Genomic DNA, 18678 nt, shown 5'->3' on the forward strand with positions numbered 1-18678 from the left:
TTGCCAATTGGCCCGAAAGGGCTATGCCCTGGCCGGCGAACCGGAGCTAGCGTGATGGGTGCGGGAGGGAGAGGACTGCACAGTCGTCAGAACCCACCTGGAGAAACCGCATGAAACTGTTCACCGAGAATCAGAGGATCGGATCGACCGTCGCGCTGGTGCGCCGTCGCGGTCGGGCGATCCTGGCCCTGACCTTCGCCCTGCTCCTGGGCGGCTTGTTGTTCGGCGGCCCCGGCGCTCATGCCGCGGGCGCCTTGCTCAACGTGATCGTCGCCAACGACTCGGCGCATCCCGTCCCCGTCAGCGGGTCGGTGGCCGTCAACAACACCGGCGCGAACCCGGTGCCGGTGACCGGCAATGTCGGGGTGAGCGGGAGCGTTGCCGTCGCTGACAATCGCGAGCCGTTCGAGAAGCGGGTCGATCTCGCCGATGCGGGCGGAAGCGTCGACACCGGGAACTTCCAGGTGCCCGCCGGGAAGCGACTCGTGGTCGAGTTCATCTCGGCGAGTGTCAACGTGCCCTCGGGGCAGACGCCGCTGCTGAGCGCGAATGCCGGCACCGGTGCCCTCGGGTTCCCGATCCCCGTGCAGCTCCAGGGCGTCGGGAACGGGAATGCGTTCTACGAGGGTGCGACACCCGTGCTGGACTTTGCCGCGCCCGGTTCCTTCTACTCCATCACGCTGGAGCGGCAGCTGCCTGCCGGAGGTCAGGTGACCGGCGACGGCGGTGGCTACGTGTACCTCTCCGGCTACCTGATTCCAGCGTCCTGATCCTGGACGGACCCTGCGCGGTCGTCAGTCGTTGATCGCGGCGACGATCTTCGTGCTGATCCTGCGCAGGGACTCCACGTCCGTGTCGCTGAGCTGGTCGAAGACCAGCCGGCGCACGGTGGCGACGTGGTCGGGCGCGACCTGGTCGAGCAGCGCCCGGCCGGCCGGGGTCAGTGCGGCGTACTGCATCCGCTTGTCGTCGGTGCACTGGCTGCGAACGACCCAGCCGCGCTGCTCGAGGCTGGACACGGCATGGGAGAGCCGCGAAGGCGACGTCGCCGACTGCTGTGCCAGTGCAGTCATCGAGAGCATGCCGTCGTCCTGCGCCGACAGGATCGCGAGGATGCCGTAGTGGGCGTGGTTGATCCCCGCCGTCTCCCGGAGCTGCCTGTCCAGCTCATGGGGCAACTGGAGGAGGGTGCGCAGGAACGGGAGCCATGCCGCCATCTGCGCGTCCGTGAGCCAGGACTGCTCGGGTACGTCGTCGGCGGGCACCCCCTCAGCCTAAGTGCCGTGAATCGGAAATCATTGGCCGGTGGACGCACGCTCGGCACGCGCCTCGCTGCGTTGCCGTCGGTCGACGGGCCACGGCCCGCCTTCCCTCCGGCGCCTTGCGATCCACGCACCGATCGCACGCCCACCAACCAAGCATTTCCGATTCACGGCACGAGCTCGGGCAGCGCCAGGGTGTGCGAGGTGTGGTCCCGCTTCGCCGTGAGGTAGCGCGCGTTCGCGTCGGTCAGGTGGACGCCGGTGGTGACCTGCTCGGCGACGGAGATCCCGAGGTCCTCGAGCTGCGCGGCCTTGTCGGGGTTGTTGCTCAGCAGCCGGATCCGGTCGGCGCCGACGGCGATCAGCATCTGCGCGGCGGCGGTGTAGTCGCGCTCGTCCTCGCCCCGACCCAGTGCGGTGTTCGCCTCGTAGGTGTCGAGGCCGGCGTCCTGGAGTGCGTAGGCGTCCAGCTTCGCGTAGAGGCCGATGCCACGGCCCTCCTGGCGCAGGTACAGCAGGAACCCGCCTGCGTCGCTGATCCGCTCGACCGACTCGCGCAGCTGCGGGCCGCAGTCGCACCGCTCGGACCCGAACACGTCGCCCGTCAGGCACTCGCTGTGCGGACGGACCAGGGGTGCCGGGCCGCCCAGTGCGGAGCGGCGCAATGCACCCTGCCAGTCGCCGAGCCCGAGCAGCAGGTGCTCCTTCTCGTCGACGAGGCCGGTGAACGTGCTGACCGCCGCCGAGGTCGCGTAACCGTCGGCGAAGCGCAGCGGCACGCTGACCTTGGTCCGTACGGCGGCGGCGGCCAGGACGGGAGTCGTGCTGAGGTGCAGGAGTTCGGCGGCCATTCGGCGCTCCTAGGTATTTGAAGTCTCAAGCGTTGCTGTCTGGGTCCAAGACACTTGAGACTTCAAATATTCCGGTCGTCGTGAAGTCCTTGCCGCTCGATCCGAAAAGGCACCTTGTCGGACTTCGGGGACCGTCGTTACCGTCGCCTCCATGAGAAACGTTCCCCTTTCACTTGCTGCATCCCTGACGGCCGGTCTCCTGGTCGCGGCGGCCAGTCCGGCCCTGGCAGCCGGGTGGTTCGGTGCTCCGGTCACCAGCCCACTCGACAACTCACTCGGTCCCGGTCCGGCGCCCCGTCCGGCCGCGACAGCCGACGTCGACGGTGACGGTCACGCCGACCTGGTGAGCATCGGCGACTTCACCTTCGGCGACATCCGGGTGTCCCTGGGCAGGGGCGACGGCACCTTCGGCGCGGCCACCAAGGTCGCCGGCACGACCCAGACGCAGGGTCTCGACCTCGGTGACGTCACTGGGGACGGGGATGCCGACCTGGTGGCGATGACGGTGTCGGAGGCTCGGATCCTCGAGGGCAACGGCTCGGGCGGCTTCTCCGAGATCGGCCGCTACCCGCTCACCCTCGGCGGTCAGGTCCAGCCCCTCGTCGTCGACCTCGACGGCGACGGGGACCTCGACGTCGTGGCCCCGACGTTCACGGCGATCCAGACCCTGGTCAACAACGGGTCGGGCGCATTCACCGTCGGACCGAGGACCACGGTCTCCGGCGCCTTCGTGCTCTCCGCGATCGCCGTGGCGCACCTGGACCCCGGCGGCACCCCGGACCTGTTCGCGATCGACGGCGGCTCAGGCACCCTGTTCGCGCTCACGGGCAACGGCAACGGCACCTTCCGGCAGAGCGGCGCCCTGTACGGCACGTCCTTCATCCCTGAGGACGTCGCGGCCATCGACCTCGACGGCGACGGGTACGACGACGGCGCGGTCGTCGGCTCCTTCAGCTTCTCGCTCGCCACCGGGCTCACCGACGGCACCGGGAAGTTCCGGTCCGTCATTCCGGCCTCGTTCCAGTTCGGTGGTCCCGGACCGACCAGCGCGGCCGTCGCGGACCTCGACGGTGACGGTCGACAGGACCTGGTGGTCTCCTCGCTCGCCAACCCTGCGTCCGGCACCCTCACCGTGCTCGCCGGGAACGGCACGCCCGGCATGCGGAAGGTCGGCACGTTCAGCACCGCTGCCTTCCCGCAGAACCCGGTCCTGGCCGACTACGACGAGGACGGCGACACCGACATCGCGGTGGTCAGCCCCGGGTCCATCACCGTCCTGCCGAACACCACTCCCTGACGGAGGTCACCGCTGCATCCGGCCGGCCAGCAGCTCGGCCAGGTGCAGCGGTGCGGCCTCGGGGGCCAGCTCGTCGAGCTGGGTGCGGCAGGAGAAGCCGTCGGCGAGCACGACCCGCTCGCGTGCGGCATCAGCTTCCCGTCGTACGGCGGGCAGGAGGTTGGCCTCCGCGATGGCGACCGACACCTCGTAGTGTCCCTGCTCGACCCCGAAGTTGCCGGCCATGCCGCAGCATCCGGCCACGGCTTCGACCGTCGCGCCTGCCTTCTCCAGCAAGGACTTGTCGGTCGCCCAGCCCATGATCGCGTGGTGGTGGCAGTGCGGCTGCGCGACCACGGAGACGTCGCTCAGGTCGGGCGGGGTCCAGGTCGGCTCCGTCGCGAGCAGCTCGGCCAGCGTCACCGTCGCCTTCGACACGGCCGCCGCATCGTCACCGGGGACGAGCTCGGTGAGCTCGTGCCGCAGGACCGCCGTACAGGACGGCTCGATCCCGACGATCGGTACGCCCGCCAGTGCGTCCACCGAAAGCGCGTCGACCATGGACCGCAACCGCTTCGCGGCTCCGTCGAGCTGGCCGGTACTGATCCACGGAAGGCCACAGCATTCCTGGTGCCGGGTGATCCGCGGCTCGAACCCAGCCGAGCGCAGGACGGCCACGGTCGCGTCGGCGACCTGCGGGGCGAAGTGGTTGGTGAACGAGTCCACGAACACGACGACCGGCTTGCCTGTCGTCGAAGGGGCAGAAGCCCCGGAAGCCCCGAAGGTACGGCGGAAAGTCTTCCTGAACGTGTGCCGGGCGAACGCCGGCATCTGCCGACGCGTGTCCACCCCGGCCGCCTTCAACGCAGGGATCCGCACCGCCGACCAGCTCATCATCTTGTTGGCGACCCGCGGGGTCGCAGAGCCCGCCTTTGCCCACCGCGGCAGCCAGCCGACGGAGTAGTGGGTGCGCGGACGGAGCTTGCCCTTGTAGGTCTGGTGCAGCACCTCGGCCTTGTAGCTGGCCATGTCGGTGCCGGTCGGGCAGTCCGATGCGCAGCCCTTGCAGGACAGGCAGAGGTCGAGCGCCTCGTGCACGGCGGGCGACGACCACGAGATCGCGCTCTCGCCGTTGACGATCTCCTGCAGCAGGCGCGCGCGGCCACGCGTGGAGTGGATCTCCTCCTTCGTCGCCTGGTACGACGGGCACATCACGCCGCCCGAGTCGGAATTGTCGGCGCGACACTTGCCGACACCCGTGCACCGGTGCACGGCCTGCCCGAAGTCGCCGCCGTCGCTGGCGTAGGCCAGCGCGAGGCCCTTGGTCAGTCGCGACGTGGCCGAGTAGCGCAGGTCGGCGGTGCTGGACACCGGGTCGACGAGGATGCCGGGGTTGAGCAGGGACGTGGGGTCGAAGGCGTGCTTCACGGCACCCATCAGCGCGAGCGCGGCGGGCGAGTACATCCGGTCCAGCCACTCGCTCCGGGCCCGGCCGTCGCCGTGCTCGCCGGACAGCGAACCGCCGAGCGAGGTGACCAGGTCGGCTGCTTCACCGATGAAGGCGCGATACCGCTCCGCGCCGTTGGGGTCGCCGAACGGGAAGTCCATCCGGACGTGGATGCAGCCCTCGCCGAAGTGCCCGAACGGCATGGCGGTCAGGCCGTGCCGCTCCAGCAGCGCGTCGAACCCGGTCAGGTACGTGCCCAGGTGTTCGGGTGGTACGGCGGCGTCCTCCCACCCGGCCCACGCCGGCAGGCCGGACGGTGCGCGACCGGCGAGGCCCGCACCGTCGGCGCGGATCCGCCACAGGCGCTCGATCTCGGCGGCGTCCTCCACGACGAGGGCGGAGAGCCCGAGCCCGGCCTCGGCCAGCAGGCCGGCCTGGCGTCGTACGTCGTCGGGGGAGTCGCCGGAGATCTCGACGAACATCCACGCGTCACCGGCAGGCAGGGCGGGTACGGCGTCGGGCCCGCGCCGCTCGATGATCACGTCGACGATCCGCCGGTCGAGGCCCTCGCACGCCGACGGCTTGAAGGCGAGCACCGCGGGAGTCGCGAAGCCGGCGGTCGGGAAGTCGGCGAAGCCGAGGACCACGAGCGAACGTGCGGCCGGCGTCCGCACCAGGCGCACCGTCGCCTCGGTGATCACGGCCAGCGTGCCCTCGGAGCCGACGAGCGCACGGGTGACGTCGAAGCCGCGCTCGGGCACGAGGTGGTCCACCGCGATGCCGGACACGTGGCGACCGAACGTGCCGAACTCGGTGCGGGCCGTGGCCAGGTCGCCGGCGATGACGGCGCGCAGGTCGTCCAGGACCGACCCCGTGGCCGAGGGTTCTCCCGACGCGGAGTAGCCCGTGACCAGGTCGGATCCGTCCGCGAGCAGCGCGCGAAGACCGACGACGTTGTGCGAGGTCCGGCCGTAGGCGAGCGAGCGCGCACCACACGCGTCATTGCCGATCATCCCGCCGATCGTGCAGCGCGTGCTCGTCGAGGGGTCCGGCCCGAACCGCAGGCCGTGCGGCGCCGCGGCGCTCTGCAGGGCCGCCTGCACGACACCCGGCTGCACGACCGCGGTCTCGGCGACGGGGTCGATCGAGATGACCTGGTTCATGTGGCGGCTGAAGTCGATGACGATGCCGCGGCCGATCGCGTTGCCCGCGACCGACGTACCGGCGCCGCGGCAGGTGACGGGCAGGCCGAGCTCGCGGCCCGCGGCCAGGACAGCGCGCACGTCGTCGGCGGTGTGCGGGAACACCACGGCGGCGGGGAGCACGCGGTAGAGCGACGCATCGGAGGAGTAGGCGGCGAGGACCGCCGCGTCGTCGGTGACGTCGGAGACCCCGTGCTGCCTGATCTGTTGGGCGACTCCGGTCACGACGCGAATCTATCGGGTCGCTCCGTCGACCACCCGGGCGACTACGCTGCCACCGGCCCCGCAGACACCCCACCCACGGAGGAACACCCATGCGCCTCGGCATGATCATCGACTACTCAGGCGGCTTCGCCGAGACCGTGGAGCTCCTCCAGGAGTACGAGCGCAACGGCCTTGACCTGGTCGCCGTGGCCGAGGCGTACTCCTTCGACTCGGTCAGCCAGCTCGGCTACATCGCCGCGAAGACCGACAAGCTCGAGCTGATGTCGGGCATCTTCCAGATCTACACCCGCACCCCTTCGCTGACCGCGATGACCGCCGCCGGGCTGGACTTCGTGTCCGACGGCCGGTTCACGCTCGGCCTCGGCGCGAGCGGCCCGCAGGTCATCGAGGGCTTCCACGGCGTGAAGTACGACGCCCCGCTCGGCCGCACGCGTGAGGTGATCGAGATCTGCCGGCAGGTCTGGCAGCGCCAGCCCGTGCAGTTCGAGGGCAAGTACTACAACGTGCCGCTGACCAAGGAGCAGGGCGGATCCGGTCTCGGCAAGCCGCTCAAGCTGATCAACCACCCGGTGCGCTCGAGCATCCCGATCTCGGTCGCCGCGCTCGGTCCGAAGAACGTCGCCCTCGTCGCCGAGCTCGCCAACGGCTGGCAGCCGCTGTTCTTCCACCCCGCGAAGGCCCGGCAGGCATGGGGCGAGTCCCTGGAGGAGGGCTTCAGCAAGCGCGACCCCGCGCTCGGTGAGCTCGACATCCAGCTGCAGATGCAGTTCTTCCTCGGTGAGCCGTCGCCGGAGTCGATCGCCACGGTCCGCAACCAGCTGGCGCTCTACATCGGCGGGATGGGTGCCCGCGACAAGAACTTCTACAACCAGCTCGCCTGCCGCTACGGCTACGAGACCGAGGCCAAGGAGATCCAGGACCTCTACCTCTCGGGCAAGAAGGCGGAGGCCGCGGCCGCCGTACCGGACGACCTGGTGGAGGCGACCACGCTGATCGGCGACGAGGACTCGATCCGCCGCCAGCTCGCCGAGTTCGACGCCGCGGGGGTGCGGACCCTGCTGCTCAACTCGCTCGCCGCGACCCCGGAGGAGCGGGTCAGCCAGCTGCGCCGCCTCTCGGAGATCGCCGCCGAGACCAGTACCTCGGAGGCCGGCGCCTGATGACCGAGCCGCGCTTCACCATCGCGTACGACGGCCCGGTCGCCACCGTCACGCTGGCGGGTCCTGACGGCAAGGCCGTCATGGACGACCACTTCTTCCTCGAGCTGGCCGACACCGTCGCGACGCTCGACGCGAACCCCGACGTCCGAGCGATCGTCTTCACCGGCAGTGGCAAGCACTTCTCGTTCGGCCTCGACCTCGGCCAGGCCTTCGCGACGTTCGCGCCGCTCTTCGAGCAGACGCACGCCGGCGGACGGGCCGAGCTGCTGGGCCTCATCCGGCGCTGGCAGGGCTGCATCGACGCCGTCGCGAACAGCCGCACCCCGACCGTCGCGGCGATCACCGGCTGGTGCATCGGTGGCGGCGTCGACCTCGCGGCGGCGTGCGACGTCCGGGTGGCCTCGGCCGACGCGGTGTTCAGCGTCCGCGAGGCCAAGATGGCGATCGTCGCCGACCTCGGCAGCCTCCAGCGCCTGGTCGGCGTGATCGGCGACGGCCACCTGCGCGAGCTCGCCCTCACTGGCGACGACATCGATGCGGCCCGTGCCCTGGCCATCGGCCTGGTCAACAGCGTCTACGACGACGCGGATGCTGCCCGCGCGGCCGCCGTCGAGCTGGCGGGCCGGATCGCCGCCAACTCGCCGCTGGTCTCGCGGGGCATCAAGGACGTCCTCGACGCCGAGCGCGGCCCGCGGGTCGAGGCAGGCCTGCGCTACACGGCTGCCTGGAACGCGGCGTTCCTCGTCAGCGACGACCTGAAGGAGGCGCTGACGTCCTTCGCCGAGCGCCGGCCGCCGGAGTTCACCGGGCGCTGAGTCCGTCGGCCGCCGAGCCCATCGGCCGCCGAGGTCAGGGGAGAGCGCTGCGCTTCGCCATGGTGATCGCGGCGACCTCCCGGCCGTACCGGACCGGCGTGGCGCCGAGCGCGAGCGCCCGCTGTCGGGTGGGTTCCCGGACGTCGAAGTGCTCGGTCGCCGTACCCGCGTTCTGGATCCAGCGGGCGTCGATCCCGAGGCGTTCGGCGAACGCGAGCAGCTCGGCGGTACCGGCCTCGCCGGGCAGGTCCGACAACAGGTGGGACCACACGCCCTCGACCGGGCCGACCTGCGCCGGCCGCTGCATGTCATCGATGTAGATCACGCCACGAACCCCGTCATTTGCACAGCATGCCGCAGTGACGCACCATCGGTGAGGTCGGCAACGACTCCCGGAACAGCACAGGACGGAATCTCGGATGGGCAGCTCGGAGCCTCGCGTGGGCGACCGCCTCGGTCGCTACACCCTCCTCGAGGTGCTCGGCCGCGGTGGCATGGGCACGGTCTTCCGGGCTCGCGACGACGAGCTCGAGCGCGATGTCGCGGTCAAGGTCATCAACGCGCTGCTGGCCGACGACAGCGAGTTCCGCGAGCGGTTCCGCCGCGAAGCCGTGGTGCTGTCGCGGATGGACAGCGCGCACGTGGTGTCCGTCTTCGACCACGGCGAGCAGGACGGGTCGCCGTACCTCGTCGCCCAGCTGGTGCGTGGTGGCGACCTGATGGACCTGTTGCGCGCGCGGGGCGCGCTCGATCCGTCGTACGCCGTCGACCTCGTCGACCAGGTGCTCGAGGGTCTGGGCGACGCGCACGCGATCGGTGTGGTCCACCGGGACGTGAAGCCGTCGAACGTGCTGCTGCGGGAGGACGGTCGCGTCGCGTACCTCTGCGACTTCGGCATCGCGACCTCGCCGGGACGCGAGCTGACCCGTACCGGTGCGCTCGTCGGCTCGACCGCCTACATGGCGCCCGAGCGGCATTCCGGTGACACCGCCGGCACGTCCGGCGTCGCCGCTGACCTGTACGCCGTCGGCTGCCTGCTGTGGAACCTGCTCACCGGCACCCAGCCGTTCGTGGGCACCGATGCCGAGATCGCCATGGGCCACCTGCACGCGCCGGTCCCGCAGCTGCCCGGCCGCAGTCCGTTCCTGGACCGGATCAACGCCGTGCTGCGGCGGTCGTTGGCGAAGGACCCGAAGCAGCGCTACTCGTCCGCGCGGGCGATGCGGGCCGACCTGGCGGCGCTCGGGGACGTCATCCCCGGCGCGATCGTGATCCCCGACGTCACGGCCGTCCGGCAACCGCTGATCACCCCGCCGGCCCGCAACGGCACCCGCCGCGTGCTCGTCACGGCGGTCGTCGTCGCGCTCGTCGCTTCGGCCGTGTACGTCGGTTCGCTGCTCGGCGGCGTGGAGATGGTGCCGTCCGTGCTCGCCTCCGACGACACGACCACGTCTGCCACGCCCGGGACACCGACCTCCGGGGCGCGGGGACAGACCGACGGCTCCCGGGACACGTCGGTCGGCGGCACCCGGGCCACCGACTCGACGTCGGTGCCCGGGGGCGAGACGGATGCGCTCCCCGAGGAGCAGGCAGAGCCGGAACCGGCCGGCCCGCGGAGCACGCCGAGGCCGAGGCGTACGCCGACGCCGACCCCCACGTCGACTCCGAAGCCGGTGGCGAGCCACCGCTGCTGGAACGGCCCCGAGGTGCAGGCGCTGTCCTCCTGCTCCCAGCCGACTGGCCGGGCGGGATCGTCCTGGGTGTTCCCGGGCGCAGCCAGCGTGCCCAACTGCTCCCGGCTCTCGCGCAGCACGCCCGGCTTCGTCGAGGGGTGGGGGTGCACGATCCGCACTGCCGACGGCACGAACAAGTCGATCACCTTCATCCGGTGGTCCTCGGTGACGGCTGCGACGGACTACTTCTGGGCCCGCTACGACACCGACCAGCGCACCCGGGACGCGTGGCTCGTCGGCGGCCACACCTACGGTCGCGCGATGTACGGCCGGGTCGGCGAGCTGTACCACTCGTCGCGCGTCTACGCCGCCGCCGGGACGATCCCCTGGTCGGTGTCGGCGCAGGCCAACACGTCGGACAAGCGCGCGTCCATGTTGAAGCTGGTCAGCTACCGCGCGCCGGGACAGTTCCGCGGCGTACCGATCAACTGACGGTCAGCTGACGGTCAGACCCGTCCCCACTTGCCGCGGACGTAGTCGACGAAGGTCTCGTGACCCGGGCTGAGCAGGATCCGGGGCTGCTTGCGCGTGACGATCAGCATCGTGGTGGCCCCCGCCTGCTTGGCCGCACGCAGGCGCCGCAGCGAGGCCTTGGCGCCGCCGAGCTCGTAGAGCGTCTTGACCTCGATCGCGATCCCCAGCCTGCGGGCCACGCGCAACACCTCGCGGTAGGTCTCCACCTTCTCGAAGCCGACGCCGGCCTTGACCTCCCACTCGATGCCCTCCATGCCGACCCGGGCGGCGTAGCGGACCATGTCCACCATCCTGACCAGCTCGTACGGCGGGTTGTCCGCCGAGCGCAGCTCGCGCACCTGGCTGAAGGTCAGGTCGGACCACACCGTGGCGGGTGCGTAGCGGCCGCCGGGGTCGAAACCCTCGGTGTCGAGGTGGCGCCAGTGGGTCGCGATCGGGATCCGGCGGGTGTGGGTGTCGTCGAGGCAGTAGTTGGTGTCGATGTCGATCCACAGGTAGCCGTGGGCCGCCGCGTAGTCCAGCCCGCGATAGGAGTTCTCGAACCGGTAGCTCTGCCCGTTCAGGCGGTGGAAGCGCTTGCGGGTCGACGCGTTCCTGGTCTTGACGTCGTCGACCGGTCCGGTCGGCTCGGCCGTCGGATCATCGGTCGGCGGATCGGGCGGCAGATCGGTCGGCCGGCCAGTCGTCGTACCGGTCGGATCGACCGTGGGGGCCGGGCTCTGGGGCCCGCTGCTCGGAGGGGTGGGCTCGGGAACCGACGATCCGCACCCGGAGCCGAGCAGAGCCGTCGCGACAATGCCGGCGAGAAGTCGCCGCCGGTCGCGATGCCCCATGGGAGGACGGTATGCGACCGAGCAACCCAGAGAACCGCCGGTGCCTCCTCATACGGGGCGCCGGCGGTTCCTCGGGTTGTTGCGTGGTGCGGTGGCGCTGGGTCAGCGGACGCGGCCGTAGAAGACCGAGCTGGTCCAGATGCGCTCCCGCTTGACCGGGGAGCCCGGACGCGAGGCGTGCCAGATCGTGTGGTTCCCGGCGTAGATGCCGACGTGGTAGACGCCGCCACCGCCGGTGAAGAACACGAGGTCGCCGCGGCGCGGGTGCGAGACCCGGCGGGTCGCGCCGGCCTGGGCGCCCGAGGTACGGGGGAGCTTCTTGCCGGCCTTGCGGAAGGACCACTGCACCAGGCCGGAGCAGTCGAACGCGTTCGGGCCGGTGGCGCCGTACACGTAGGGCTTGCCGGCGCGGGACTTGGCGGCCCGCAGGGCACGCTCGCCGACCCGGACCTTCTTCTTCTTGTGGCGGGCGGGTGCGGTGGGGCCCTCGGCCGCGGTGGCGGAGGTGACGCCGGGCGCGGGGACGAAGGTCACGTCGGCATGCGCGGCGTTGCCCGGCGCGAAGACGAGCAGGGAAGCGGCGAGCGGGACGACGAGCAGGCGTGCGCCAACGCGCGAAAGGGTGGTGGACATCGGAGTGTCTCCAACAGCGACGCTTGCGAAAGGTGACCTGTCGGGCTTGGACTGCTGATGCCCAGGAACTCTCGTTCCTTAGCCCCGAGCCGGGCTCGTCCTCGTGGACGGTCCGGCGGTGTTGATTGGTTCTCCCGCGCCCGCGACTACTTCATCGTTGTGCGATGTCGCTCCACGTCGTCGCGGGCCTCAGCGCGGCGTGGGCGGCCTCCCCAGGTCGGGGAGGTCTGACCCACCAAATTTCGCATGCTTGCAATAGTTAGCGCAGTGGCGCGGGTCACGATCCGGGTGTGGCAACCCTCACCCGTAACTCGGCCGTTCGGACTGCGATTCCGGCTCGATCGTCAGCCGGCCCGGTGCCGCTTGCCGCTGCTAGCAGGCGCGGGGACACCATGCGGATCGGCCAGCAGGTACTGCGCCATCCGGCCCTCGCGCGAACGGTGCGGACGCACCGGCTCGGGGACCATCCGGCCCTCGGCGGTGTCCCAGAACTGGTCCACCCGGACCGCGATCCGGCGGGCCACCCGCCCGCGCAGGCCCTGGTGGGGCAGGTACGGGTGCGGACGGGTCGGCACCCGCTGCTCGGCCCGGTAGAGGCGTTCGGCGAGCTCGTCGGTGTCCGGTCCGGCCTCGGTGGCGACCAGGTCGTCGGCCATCCGCTCCTCCAGCGCCCGGAACTGGCCGAGCGCGTCCTCGACCTCCTCCCAGATCGAGGACCACGGACGTCGTACGACGAAGGTGGAGCCGTAGAGCTTGCCCTTGACCTGGGCCAGGGCGACCTCCAGGCGCCGGCTCTCGTGCGCGAACTCCTGGGCGCGGCGGTGCCCGTGGGCGAGGTGGCGGCGGGCCGTGGGCGCGAGTACGGCGTTGGCCGCGGAGACGTGCCGACTGGCGCTCGCGAGGAAGGGATCGGTGGCGGCCAGACGGTCCCGTGGTCGCTCACGGGTCGGTCGGCAGGCGATGGCGGTGGCGAGTCGCTCGGCGAGCACGTCGTGGGTCTGGGTGATGGTGTCGGCCAGGATGTCGACGCTGTTGTCGGTCATGGTTGTCGCCCCTTCGGGACCCCCGATTGGTCCCCAATTGCAGTGTGCGCCGGTCCCGGGCGCGCCGCAAGGGCTGCTCGGGGACCGGCGCACACGGGCGCTCGTGGGATCAGACGCGGGGCAGCGTCGGGTACTCCACGCCCGACACATACTGCACGGTGCGCAGCACCTGGCAGGAGTAGCCGAACTCGTTGTCGTACCAGACGTAGAGGATCGCGGAGTCGCCGTCGACGATGGCAGCGTTGCCGTCGATCACCGAGGCGGCGCGCGAGCCGATGAAGTCGGTGGACACCGCGTCGCTGGCAGTCGTGTAGTCGAGCTGGCGGCTCAGTGACCCGGTGAGCGACGTCTTGCGCAGGTGCTCGAGCACCTCGTCGCGGGTGGTCTCCCGCTTGAGCTGCAGCGAGAGGATCGCGATCGACACGTCGGGGGTGGGGACCCGGATCGAGTTGCCGGTGATCTTGGCGTTGAGGTCCGGGAGCACCTTCGCGACGGCCGAGGCGGCGCCGGTCTCGGTGATCACCAGGTTGAGCGGCGCGGAGCGGCCCCGACGGTCGGCCGGGTGGTAGTTGTCGAGCAGGTTCTGGTCGTTGGTGAACGAGTGCACCGTCTCGACGTGACCGCGGCTGATGCCGAACTCGTCCTCCATCGCCTTGAGCGGCGGGACGATCGCGTTCGTCGTACAGGATGCACAGGACAGGATCTTCTCGTCGAGGTCGACCTCGAGGTGGTTGACGCCGTGCACGATGTTGGGGACGTCGCCCTTGCCGGGCGCCGTGAGCAGGACCTTCGCGATGCCGGGGCGCAGGTGGTTGGCCAGGCCTTCGCGGTCGCGCCACTTGCCGGTGTTGTCGATCAGGATGGCGTCGCTGATGCCGTGGTCGGTGTAGTCGATCGTCGTCGGGTCGTTGCTGTAGATGACCTTGATGACGTTGCCGTTGGCGATGATGAGGTCGTTCTCCTCATCGACGGTGATCGTGCCGTTGAACTGGCCGTGCACCGAGTCGCGGCGCAGCAGCGACGCGCGCTTGGCGAGGTCGCCCTCCCCGCCCTTGCGGACGACGACGGCGCGCAGGCGCAGGCCGTTGCCGGAGCCGGACTTCTCGACGAGGAGGCGGGCGACCAGGCGGCCGATGCGACCGAAGCCGTACAGCACGATGTCCTGCGGACCGGGGGCCGCGGTCTTGTTCTCGCCGGTCGCGTCGGAGAGCGCCAGGGCCGTGAACTCGGCCGAGCTGAGGTTGGTGGTCGACGCCTTGTAGGAGGCGAGGAGCAGCGCGAGGTCGATCTTCGCGGCGCCGAGGTCGAGCGCGGCGATGGCCTCGAGGAAGGGGAACGTCTCGGTGATCGACAGCTCCTCGCCCTCGATCATCCGGGCGAAGCGGTGGGTCTTGAGAATGCTGACCACCGACTTGTTCACCAGCGAACGGCTGTGCAGAAGGATCGTGACGTCCTTCTCGCGGTGCAGCTTGCCGATGATCGGGATCGCCGCCTCGGCGAGCTCCTCGTGGTGCTTCCAGCGGTCGAACTTGTCCTCGGTGACGCTCACGGCTTCCCCTTCGGTCATCAACAAAATCGCTCGATGGTAGGCCGGGAGACGGGGGCCGGGGGTAATCGTGCCGTGCGCTGGGACGGGGAAGGTGACCAATCCCACCCGTGGCGCCGTCCGCCACGGGTCGTGGATGTGTCAACATCTTTGGCTACCATCGAAGGATGAGTACGACGCGATGGCTCGACGCCGAGGAGCAGCGGGCCTGGCGGGCGTGGGTCGACCTCAACTCGCAGCTCACGGCCCGGCTCAACCGTGAGCTCCAGGCCGCGAGCGGCCTCTCCATCGCCGACTACGAGATCCTCGTGGCGCTGACCGACCAGCGGACTGATGAGGGCGCCGACGACTGCTCGCTGCGGATGTTCGAGCTCGGCGAGCGGCTCCAGTGGGAGAAGAGCAGGGTCTCCAAGCAGATCACCCGGATGGAGGCCCGCGGCCTCGTCGTACGACGGCACTGTGCCGACGATCGTCGGGGAGCCTTCGTGGACCTGACCGAGGAGGGCATGGCCGCGATCGCGGCCGCGGCCCCCGGTCACGTGGAGCTGGTGCGCGAGCTGTTCTTCGAGGGCATGGACCGCGAGCAGGTGGCGGCCCTCGCCGACTACGCCACCACGGTGCTCGCCCGCCTGGCTTCCGACTGAATCAGTCGAGCATGTCCTCGACGGCGAGTGAGGCGAAGGCCATCGCCGCACCGAGCGGCGCGCCGGGGCCGGGGTAGGCGGAGCCGAACACCGAGGCCGTCGAGTTGCTGGCGGCGTACAGGCCCGGGATGGGTGTACCGGCCTCGTCGAGGACCCGTGCCGATGCGTCGGTGACCAGGCCGCCCTTGGTGCCGAGGTCCGACAGGACGAACTTCGCGGCGAAGTACGGCGGCTGGTCGAGCGCGACCAGCGCCTTGTTGGGCTTGCCGGCGCTCGCGAAGAACGTGTCGTACTCGTCGGTTCCGCGACCGAAGTCCTCGTCGACACCGGTGGTGGTGAAGCCGTTGAAGCGCTCGACGGTCGCGGTCAGGGCGGCTGCCTCCAGGCCGGCCGCCAACGCGAGCTCCTCGATCGAGTCGGCCTGCACCCAGGTCCCCGCGGCGAGGTGCTCGGCGCGGTCCCCCTCGGGGATGGCGATGGCCGGCAGCGCGCCGCCCTCGCGGGAGTCGAACACGAACCAGGAAGGCGTGCGGGCGGCGGACTCGGCCATCACCCGGCCGAACTGGTCGTAGGGCAGGCACTCGTTGCCGTAGCGCTGTGCCGACTGGTCGACCATCAGGCCGCCGCGGAAGCCGAGGGTGAAGGCGCCGCTGCCGTCGGGCTGCAGCAGCCCGGGGCAGAACCAGCCCTCGCCCGACCAGTCGGTGGCGCCCCCGATCGCCGCAGCGGCGTCGATGACCTCGCCGGTGTTGGTGCCCTGCGGCGCCATGGTCCACTCGGCGCGGCCGGGCGTGCCGTGCTCGGCCCGTCGTTCGGGGCTGCCCTCGAACCCGCCGGCGGCGATCAGGACACCGCGCGTCGCGGTGATCTCGACGGGGCCGTCGGGGCCGTCGGCGATGACGGTCGTCACCCGACCGGTCTCGTCGCGCTGGAAGCCCGTCACGTGGTGACCGGTCGCGATCGTGCCGCCGTCACGCAGCACGATGGCCGCGAGCCGGCCGATCAGGGACTGCCCTCCGGACAGGGTGTTACGGCCGCCCTCGCCGGCCCGGTCACGCTCGACCGGCGGTCGCAGCAGCTCGCCGACTGCGGGATGGAGGTCGGCCCGCTTGATGTTCTTCGGCTGGATGGAGCGGCCCATCGGCACCCGGCCGGGGGCGTCGTAGTACTCCGAGAACGGGATCCACTCGAAGTCCATCAGCTCGTCGGCCTCGAGCTGCGCGACCAGCTTGGGTGCCTGCGCCAGCAGCGCCTCCACCCGCTCCTGGTCCGCCTCCTTGAGGACGGCAGCGAGGTAGGTGCGCGCTCCCTCGGTCGAGTCCGGCAGGCCGGCCCGTTGCTGTACGTCGGTGCCGGGCAGCCAGCAGGCGCCGCCCGAGTACGCCGACGTGCCGCCGATGAGCGGTGTCCGCTCCAGCACCAGGGTGCTCAGCCCGGCCTTGGCTGCGAGGGCGGCACCGGTCAGGGCGCCGCCGCCCGTCCCGACCACCACGACGTCGTACTCCTGCTGCAGGTCCATGCCGAAACGATAACGTGTTCTAGTTGTCGGTGGGGTGGGTCGGCCGGTCAGTGGCGGCTGGTCACCCCTGCCGCCCCTTGAAGCGTGGGTCCTGCTTGTTGATCACGTAGGTCCGGCCGCGCCGGCGCACCACTTGGGCGCCAGGCTTGGACTTGAGCGAGCGCAGCGAGTTGCGGACCTTCATCGGCCCCTCCTTCGGGTCGGGCGCCCGGTGCGCGGGTCGACGAGACCGTCCATCACGGCGCCCACCAGTCGTCGCGGGACACGGTGCAGGACGCCTTCGATCGTGACCGGGACGAGGTCGGGTGCGGTCGCCCTCCACTGCGAACGGCGGTGCCGGGTGTTGCTCCGCGAGGTACGGCGCTTCGGGACCGCCATCACGCCACCTCTCGGATCGGGCCGAGCCACGGCTCGAACCCGTCCTCGCTCACCGACCAGGTGCCGCGCTCGCCCGGGCGCACCAGCAGGTCGTCGAAGGACGCGCGCAACGATGCGGGAGCCGCGCCCACGCCCGTGATCACGAGCCGGGTGAACGGGTGCCTCAGCGCCCAGCCGGCGTGGTCGCCGATGCTGACCTGGCCACCGGCGCCGTCCCAGGTGAGTGCCCGGCCGGGGCGGGTCGGCAGCCAGAAGCAGCCGCGGGAGCGGTGTGCTCCTGCGCCCAGCAGCTCGAGCGATTCCAGGAGCCGCTCGGGGTGGAAGGCCTGCAGGGACTGGAGATCGAGTCGCCAGATGCCCTCGGTCCGGAGGTCGGGCAGGGCGTCGGTGCGGGTGGGTGAGGTCCACGCGTCGGTGCGCGTGTGCTGGTGGAGCCGCCCGGTGAGGGTGGCTCCGTCGAGTCCGTGACCGCCTTCGATGACGGCCGCGTCCGGGCGCGCGAGTGCGGTGACCAGGCCGTGCGCCACCGGGTCCACCTGGTTCCCGGCGTCGTCGAAGGTCACCACGTCGGCGTACTCCACCATCGCGGCGAGCACTTCGCCCACGCCTCGACGGTCGTCGTGCGAGCAGTGGTGGCCGCGATCGGCGAGCAGGTCGTCGCCGAGCAGGTCCCGCACCGGGTCCTGCGATCCGACGGCCGTGACGACTGCGGAGATCCGCATGAAGCGGGCCAGCCGGGTGTCCCAGGTCAGGACCGAGCAGAGGTGCGCTGCCTCGGCGCCGACGGGGAGGTGGGCCACGATGCTCTGCCAGCGACCGTCGCGTGCCAGGCGCTCCAGCGTCGGCACGATGTCCTCGCGGATCGCACAGCTGACGCAGGCGTGCTCGAGCAACGTCTCGTGGGTCTCGACGACGCCGGACAGGTCGCTGACGGTGCGCGTCAGCAGGCCGCGCTCGACGTCGATGGCGTGGCGTACGGCGACCGCCCCGGGCAGGTCGAACTGCAGTCCCACCATTGTGGACGCCATGGCTTCGGGGTCGACTCCGGAGATCAGGACGACAGGGACCCTCATGACTGCTGCGCTCCGCGCCCGGCCCGGTCGTCGTGGTGGCGGTGGATGCCCTGCTTCATGTCTTGCCTCCATGGTTAGAATGAGAATCGTTCTCAATCATGCCACATCCCACGAAGGAGGAACAGCGATGTCCCAGGTGTGCCAGGTGACCGGCGCCCGACCGGCGTTCGGCAACAACGTGTCCCACTCGCACCGCCGTACCCGCCGGCGCTTCGACGTCAACATCCAGCGCAAGCGCTACTGGGTGCCCTCGCTCGGGCGTCACCTGACGCTGCGGGTGAGCGCCCGCGGCATCAAGACCATCGACCAGCGCGGGATCGAGACGGTCGTCGCCGGCCTGCGTGCCCGAGGGGAGATCTGAGATGGCGAAGAAGGGATCCGACGTGCGACCGATCGTGAAGCTCCGCTCCACCGCAGGCACGGGCTACACCTACGTGACCCGCAAGAACCGTCGCAACGACCCCGATCGGATGACGATTCGCAAGTACGACCCCGTCGTACGACGCCACGTCGACTTCCGTGAGGAGCGCTGATGGCCAAGCAGAGCAAGATCGTCGCCGACCG

General features: G+C 70.6%; 20 protein-coding genes. 8 read left to right on the top strand and 12 right to left on the bottom strand.

The window, feature by feature from the left end; all coding sequences use genetic code 11:
- Nucleotides 1-110 precede the first annotated feature (110 nt).
- Complete coding sequence (locus ASD84_RS21570) at nucleotides 111-770, top strand: hypothetical protein (RefSeq protein WP_056715442.1); 660 nt, start codon at nucleotides 111-113, stop codon at nucleotides 768-770.
- 24 nt (nucleotides 771-794) lie between these two features.
- On the opposite strand, the gene ASD84_RS21575 is transcribed toward ASD84_RS21570, so the two are convergent.
- Both ASD84_RS21575 and ASD84_RS21580 read right to left on the bottom strand, forming a co-directional pair.
- Nucleotides 795-1265 (bottom strand): MarR family winged helix-turn-helix transcriptional regulator, encoded by a 471-nt coding sequence (locus ASD84_RS21575; protein ID WP_200954655.1) that lies wholly within the window; start codon nucleotides 1263-1265, stop codon nucleotides 795-797.
- Nucleotides 1266-1429: 164 nt separating this feature from the next.
- Nucleotides 1430-2113 (bottom strand): GTP cyclohydrolase II, encoded by a 684-nt coding sequence (locus tag ASD84_RS21580; RefSeq protein ID WP_056715445.1) that lies wholly within the window; start codon nucleotides 2111-2113, stop codon nucleotides 1430-1432.
- 151 nt (nucleotides 2114-2264) lie between these two features.
- Between ASD84_RS21580 and ASD84_RS21585 the strand changes: the two genes are divergently transcribed.
- Nucleotides 2265-3410 (top strand): FG-GAP repeat domain-containing protein, encoded by a 1146-nt coding sequence (locus ASD84_RS21585; RefSeq protein ID WP_056715447.1) that lies wholly within the window; start codon nucleotides 2265-2267, stop codon nucleotides 3408-3410.
- A gap of 6 nt (nucleotides 3411-3416) precedes the next feature.
- Here the strand turns inward: ASD84_RS21585 and ASD84_RS21590 are convergent, their stop codons facing one another.
- Nucleotides 3417-6263 (bottom strand): FAD-binding and (Fe-S)-binding domain-containing protein, encoded by a 2847-nt coding sequence (locus ASD84_RS21590; RefSeq protein WP_235531194.1) that lies wholly within the window; start codon nucleotides 6261-6263, stop codon nucleotides 3417-3419.
- An 89-nt stretch (nucleotides 6264-6352) separates the two neighbouring features.
- Here ASD84_RS21590 and ASD84_RS21595 point away from each other — a divergent pair, with 89 nt between their 5' ends.
- Nucleotides 6353-7423: an LLM class F420-dependent oxidoreductase gene (locus ASD84_RS21595; protein ID WP_056715457.1), complete on the top strand. Its 1071-nt coding sequence runs from the start codon at nucleotides 6353-6355 to the stop codon at nucleotides 7421-7423.
- Entirely contained in the window at nucleotides 7423-8238 is an 816-nt protein-coding gene (locus ASD84_RS21600) for a crotonase/enoyl-CoA hydratase family protein (protein ID WP_056715460.1), read from the top strand. The genes ASD84_RS21595 and ASD84_RS21600 overlap by 1 nt, the downstream gene beginning before the upstream one ends.
- Before the next feature lie 34 nt (nucleotides 8239-8272).
- Here ASD84_RS21600 and ASD84_RS21605 read toward each other — a convergent pair whose 3' ends face one another.
- Nucleotides 8273-8563 (bottom strand): DUF4031 domain-containing protein, encoded by a 291-nt coding sequence (locus ASD84_RS21605; RefSeq protein WP_056715464.1) that lies wholly within the window; start codon nucleotides 8561-8563, stop codon nucleotides 8273-8275.
- A gap of 115 nt (nucleotides 8564-8678) precedes the next feature.
- Here ASD84_RS21605 and ASD84_RS21610 point away from each other — a divergent pair, with 115 nt between their 5' ends.
- Nucleotides 8679-10403, top strand: coding sequence for a serine/threonine-protein kinase (locus ASD84_RS21610; protein WP_162251581.1), 1725 nt, complete (start codon nucleotides 8679-8681; stop codon nucleotides 10401-10403).
- Nucleotides 10404-10417: 14 nt separating this feature from the next.
- On the opposite strand, the gene ASD84_RS21615 is transcribed toward ASD84_RS21610, so the two are convergent.
- From ASD84_RS21615 to ASD84_RS21630, 4 genes are all read right to left on the bottom strand, one after another.
- The gene (locus ASD84_RS21615; protein ID WP_056715469.1) at nucleotides 10418-11278 is read right to left on the bottom strand and encodes a hypothetical protein; all 861 of its coding nucleotides are present in this window, start codon (nucleotides 11276-11278) and stop codon (nucleotides 10418-10420) included.
- A 102-nt stretch (nucleotides 11279-11380) separates the two neighbouring features.
- Entirely contained in the window at nucleotides 11381-11911 is a 531-nt protein-coding gene (locus ASD84_RS21620; protein WP_056715472.1) for a C40 family peptidase, read from the bottom strand.
- Between the two features lie 344 nt (nucleotides 11912-12255).
- A complete protein-coding gene (locus tag ASD84_RS21625; protein WP_056715473.1) occupies nucleotides 12256-12954 on the bottom strand; it encodes a hypothetical protein in 699 nt (232 codons plus the stop codon).
- Nucleotides 12955-13063: 109 nt separating this feature from the next.
- Nucleotides 13064-14503 carry a glyceraldehyde-3-phosphate dehydrogenase gene (locus ASD84_RS21630; protein WP_056716133.1) on the bottom strand — a complete coding sequence of 480 codons (1440 nt, stop codon included), beginning with the start codon at nucleotides 14501-14503 and terminating at the stop codon, nucleotides 13064-13066.
- A gap of 164 nt (nucleotides 14504-14667) precedes the next feature.
- Between ASD84_RS21630 and ASD84_RS21635 the strand changes: the two genes are divergently transcribed.
- The gene (locus tag ASD84_RS21635) at nucleotides 14668-15144 is read left to right on the top strand and encodes a MarR family winged helix-turn-helix transcriptional regulator (protein WP_056715476.1); all 477 of its coding nucleotides are present in this window, start codon (nucleotides 14668-14670) and stop codon (nucleotides 15142-15144) included.
- Nucleotide 15145: 1 nt separating this feature from the next.
- Here ASD84_RS21635 and ASD84_RS21640 read toward each other — a convergent pair whose 3' ends face one another.
- The 4 genes from ASD84_RS21640 to ASD84_RS21655 all read right to left on the bottom strand — a co-directional run bounded on the left by ASD84_RS21640 (nucleotide 15146) and on the right by ASD84_RS21655 (nucleotide 18114).
- A complete protein-coding gene (locus tag ASD84_RS21640) occupies nucleotides 15146-16663 on the bottom strand; it encodes an FAD-dependent oxidoreductase (RefSeq protein ID WP_056715478.1) in 1518 nt (505 codons plus the stop codon).
- A 61-nt stretch (nucleotides 16664-16724) separates the two neighbouring features.
- Nucleotides 16725-16847 carry a type B 50S ribosomal protein L36 gene (gene ykgO / locus ASD84_RS21645; protein ID WP_056715481.1) on the bottom strand — a complete coding sequence of 41 codons (123 nt, stop codon included), beginning with the start codon at nucleotides 16845-16847 and terminating at the stop codon, nucleotides 16725-16727.
- Nucleotides 16844-17041, bottom strand: a complete 198-nt coding sequence (gene rpmF / locus ASD84_RS21650; RefSeq protein ID WP_056715484.1) for a 50S ribosomal protein L32 — start codon at nucleotides 17039-17041, stop codon at nucleotides 16844-16846. The genes ykgO and rpmF overlap by 4 nt, the downstream gene beginning before the upstream one ends.
- On the bottom strand, nucleotides 17041-18114 hold the full coding sequence (locus ASD84_RS21655; protein ID WP_056715487.1) for a GTP-binding protein: 1074 nt from the start codon (nucleotides 18112-18114) through the stop codon (nucleotides 17041-17043). The genes rpmF and ASD84_RS21655 overlap by 1 nt, the downstream gene beginning before the upstream one ends.
- Before the next feature lie 127 nt (nucleotides 18115-18241).
- Here ASD84_RS21655 and rpmB point away from each other — a divergent pair, with 127 nt between their 5' ends.
- Both rpmB and rpmG read left to right on the top strand, forming a co-directional pair.
- Complete coding sequence (rpmB, locus tag ASD84_RS21660) at nucleotides 18242-18475, top strand: 50S ribosomal protein L28 (RefSeq protein WP_056715490.1); 234 nt, start codon at nucleotides 18242-18244, stop codon at nucleotides 18473-18475.
- Nucleotide 18476: 1 nt separating this feature from the next.
- Nucleotides 18477-18647, top strand: coding sequence for a 50S ribosomal protein L33 (gene rpmG / locus ASD84_RS21665; protein ID WP_056715493.1), 171 nt, complete (start codon nucleotides 18477-18479; stop codon nucleotides 18645-18647).
- Nucleotides 18648-18678 lie beyond the last annotated feature (31 nt).

Origin of the sequence: Nocardioides sp. Root682 (assembly GCF_001427795.1) — a bacterium.
GTDB lineage: Bacteria > Actinomycetota > Actinomycetes > Propionibacteriales > Nocardioidaceae > Nocardioides.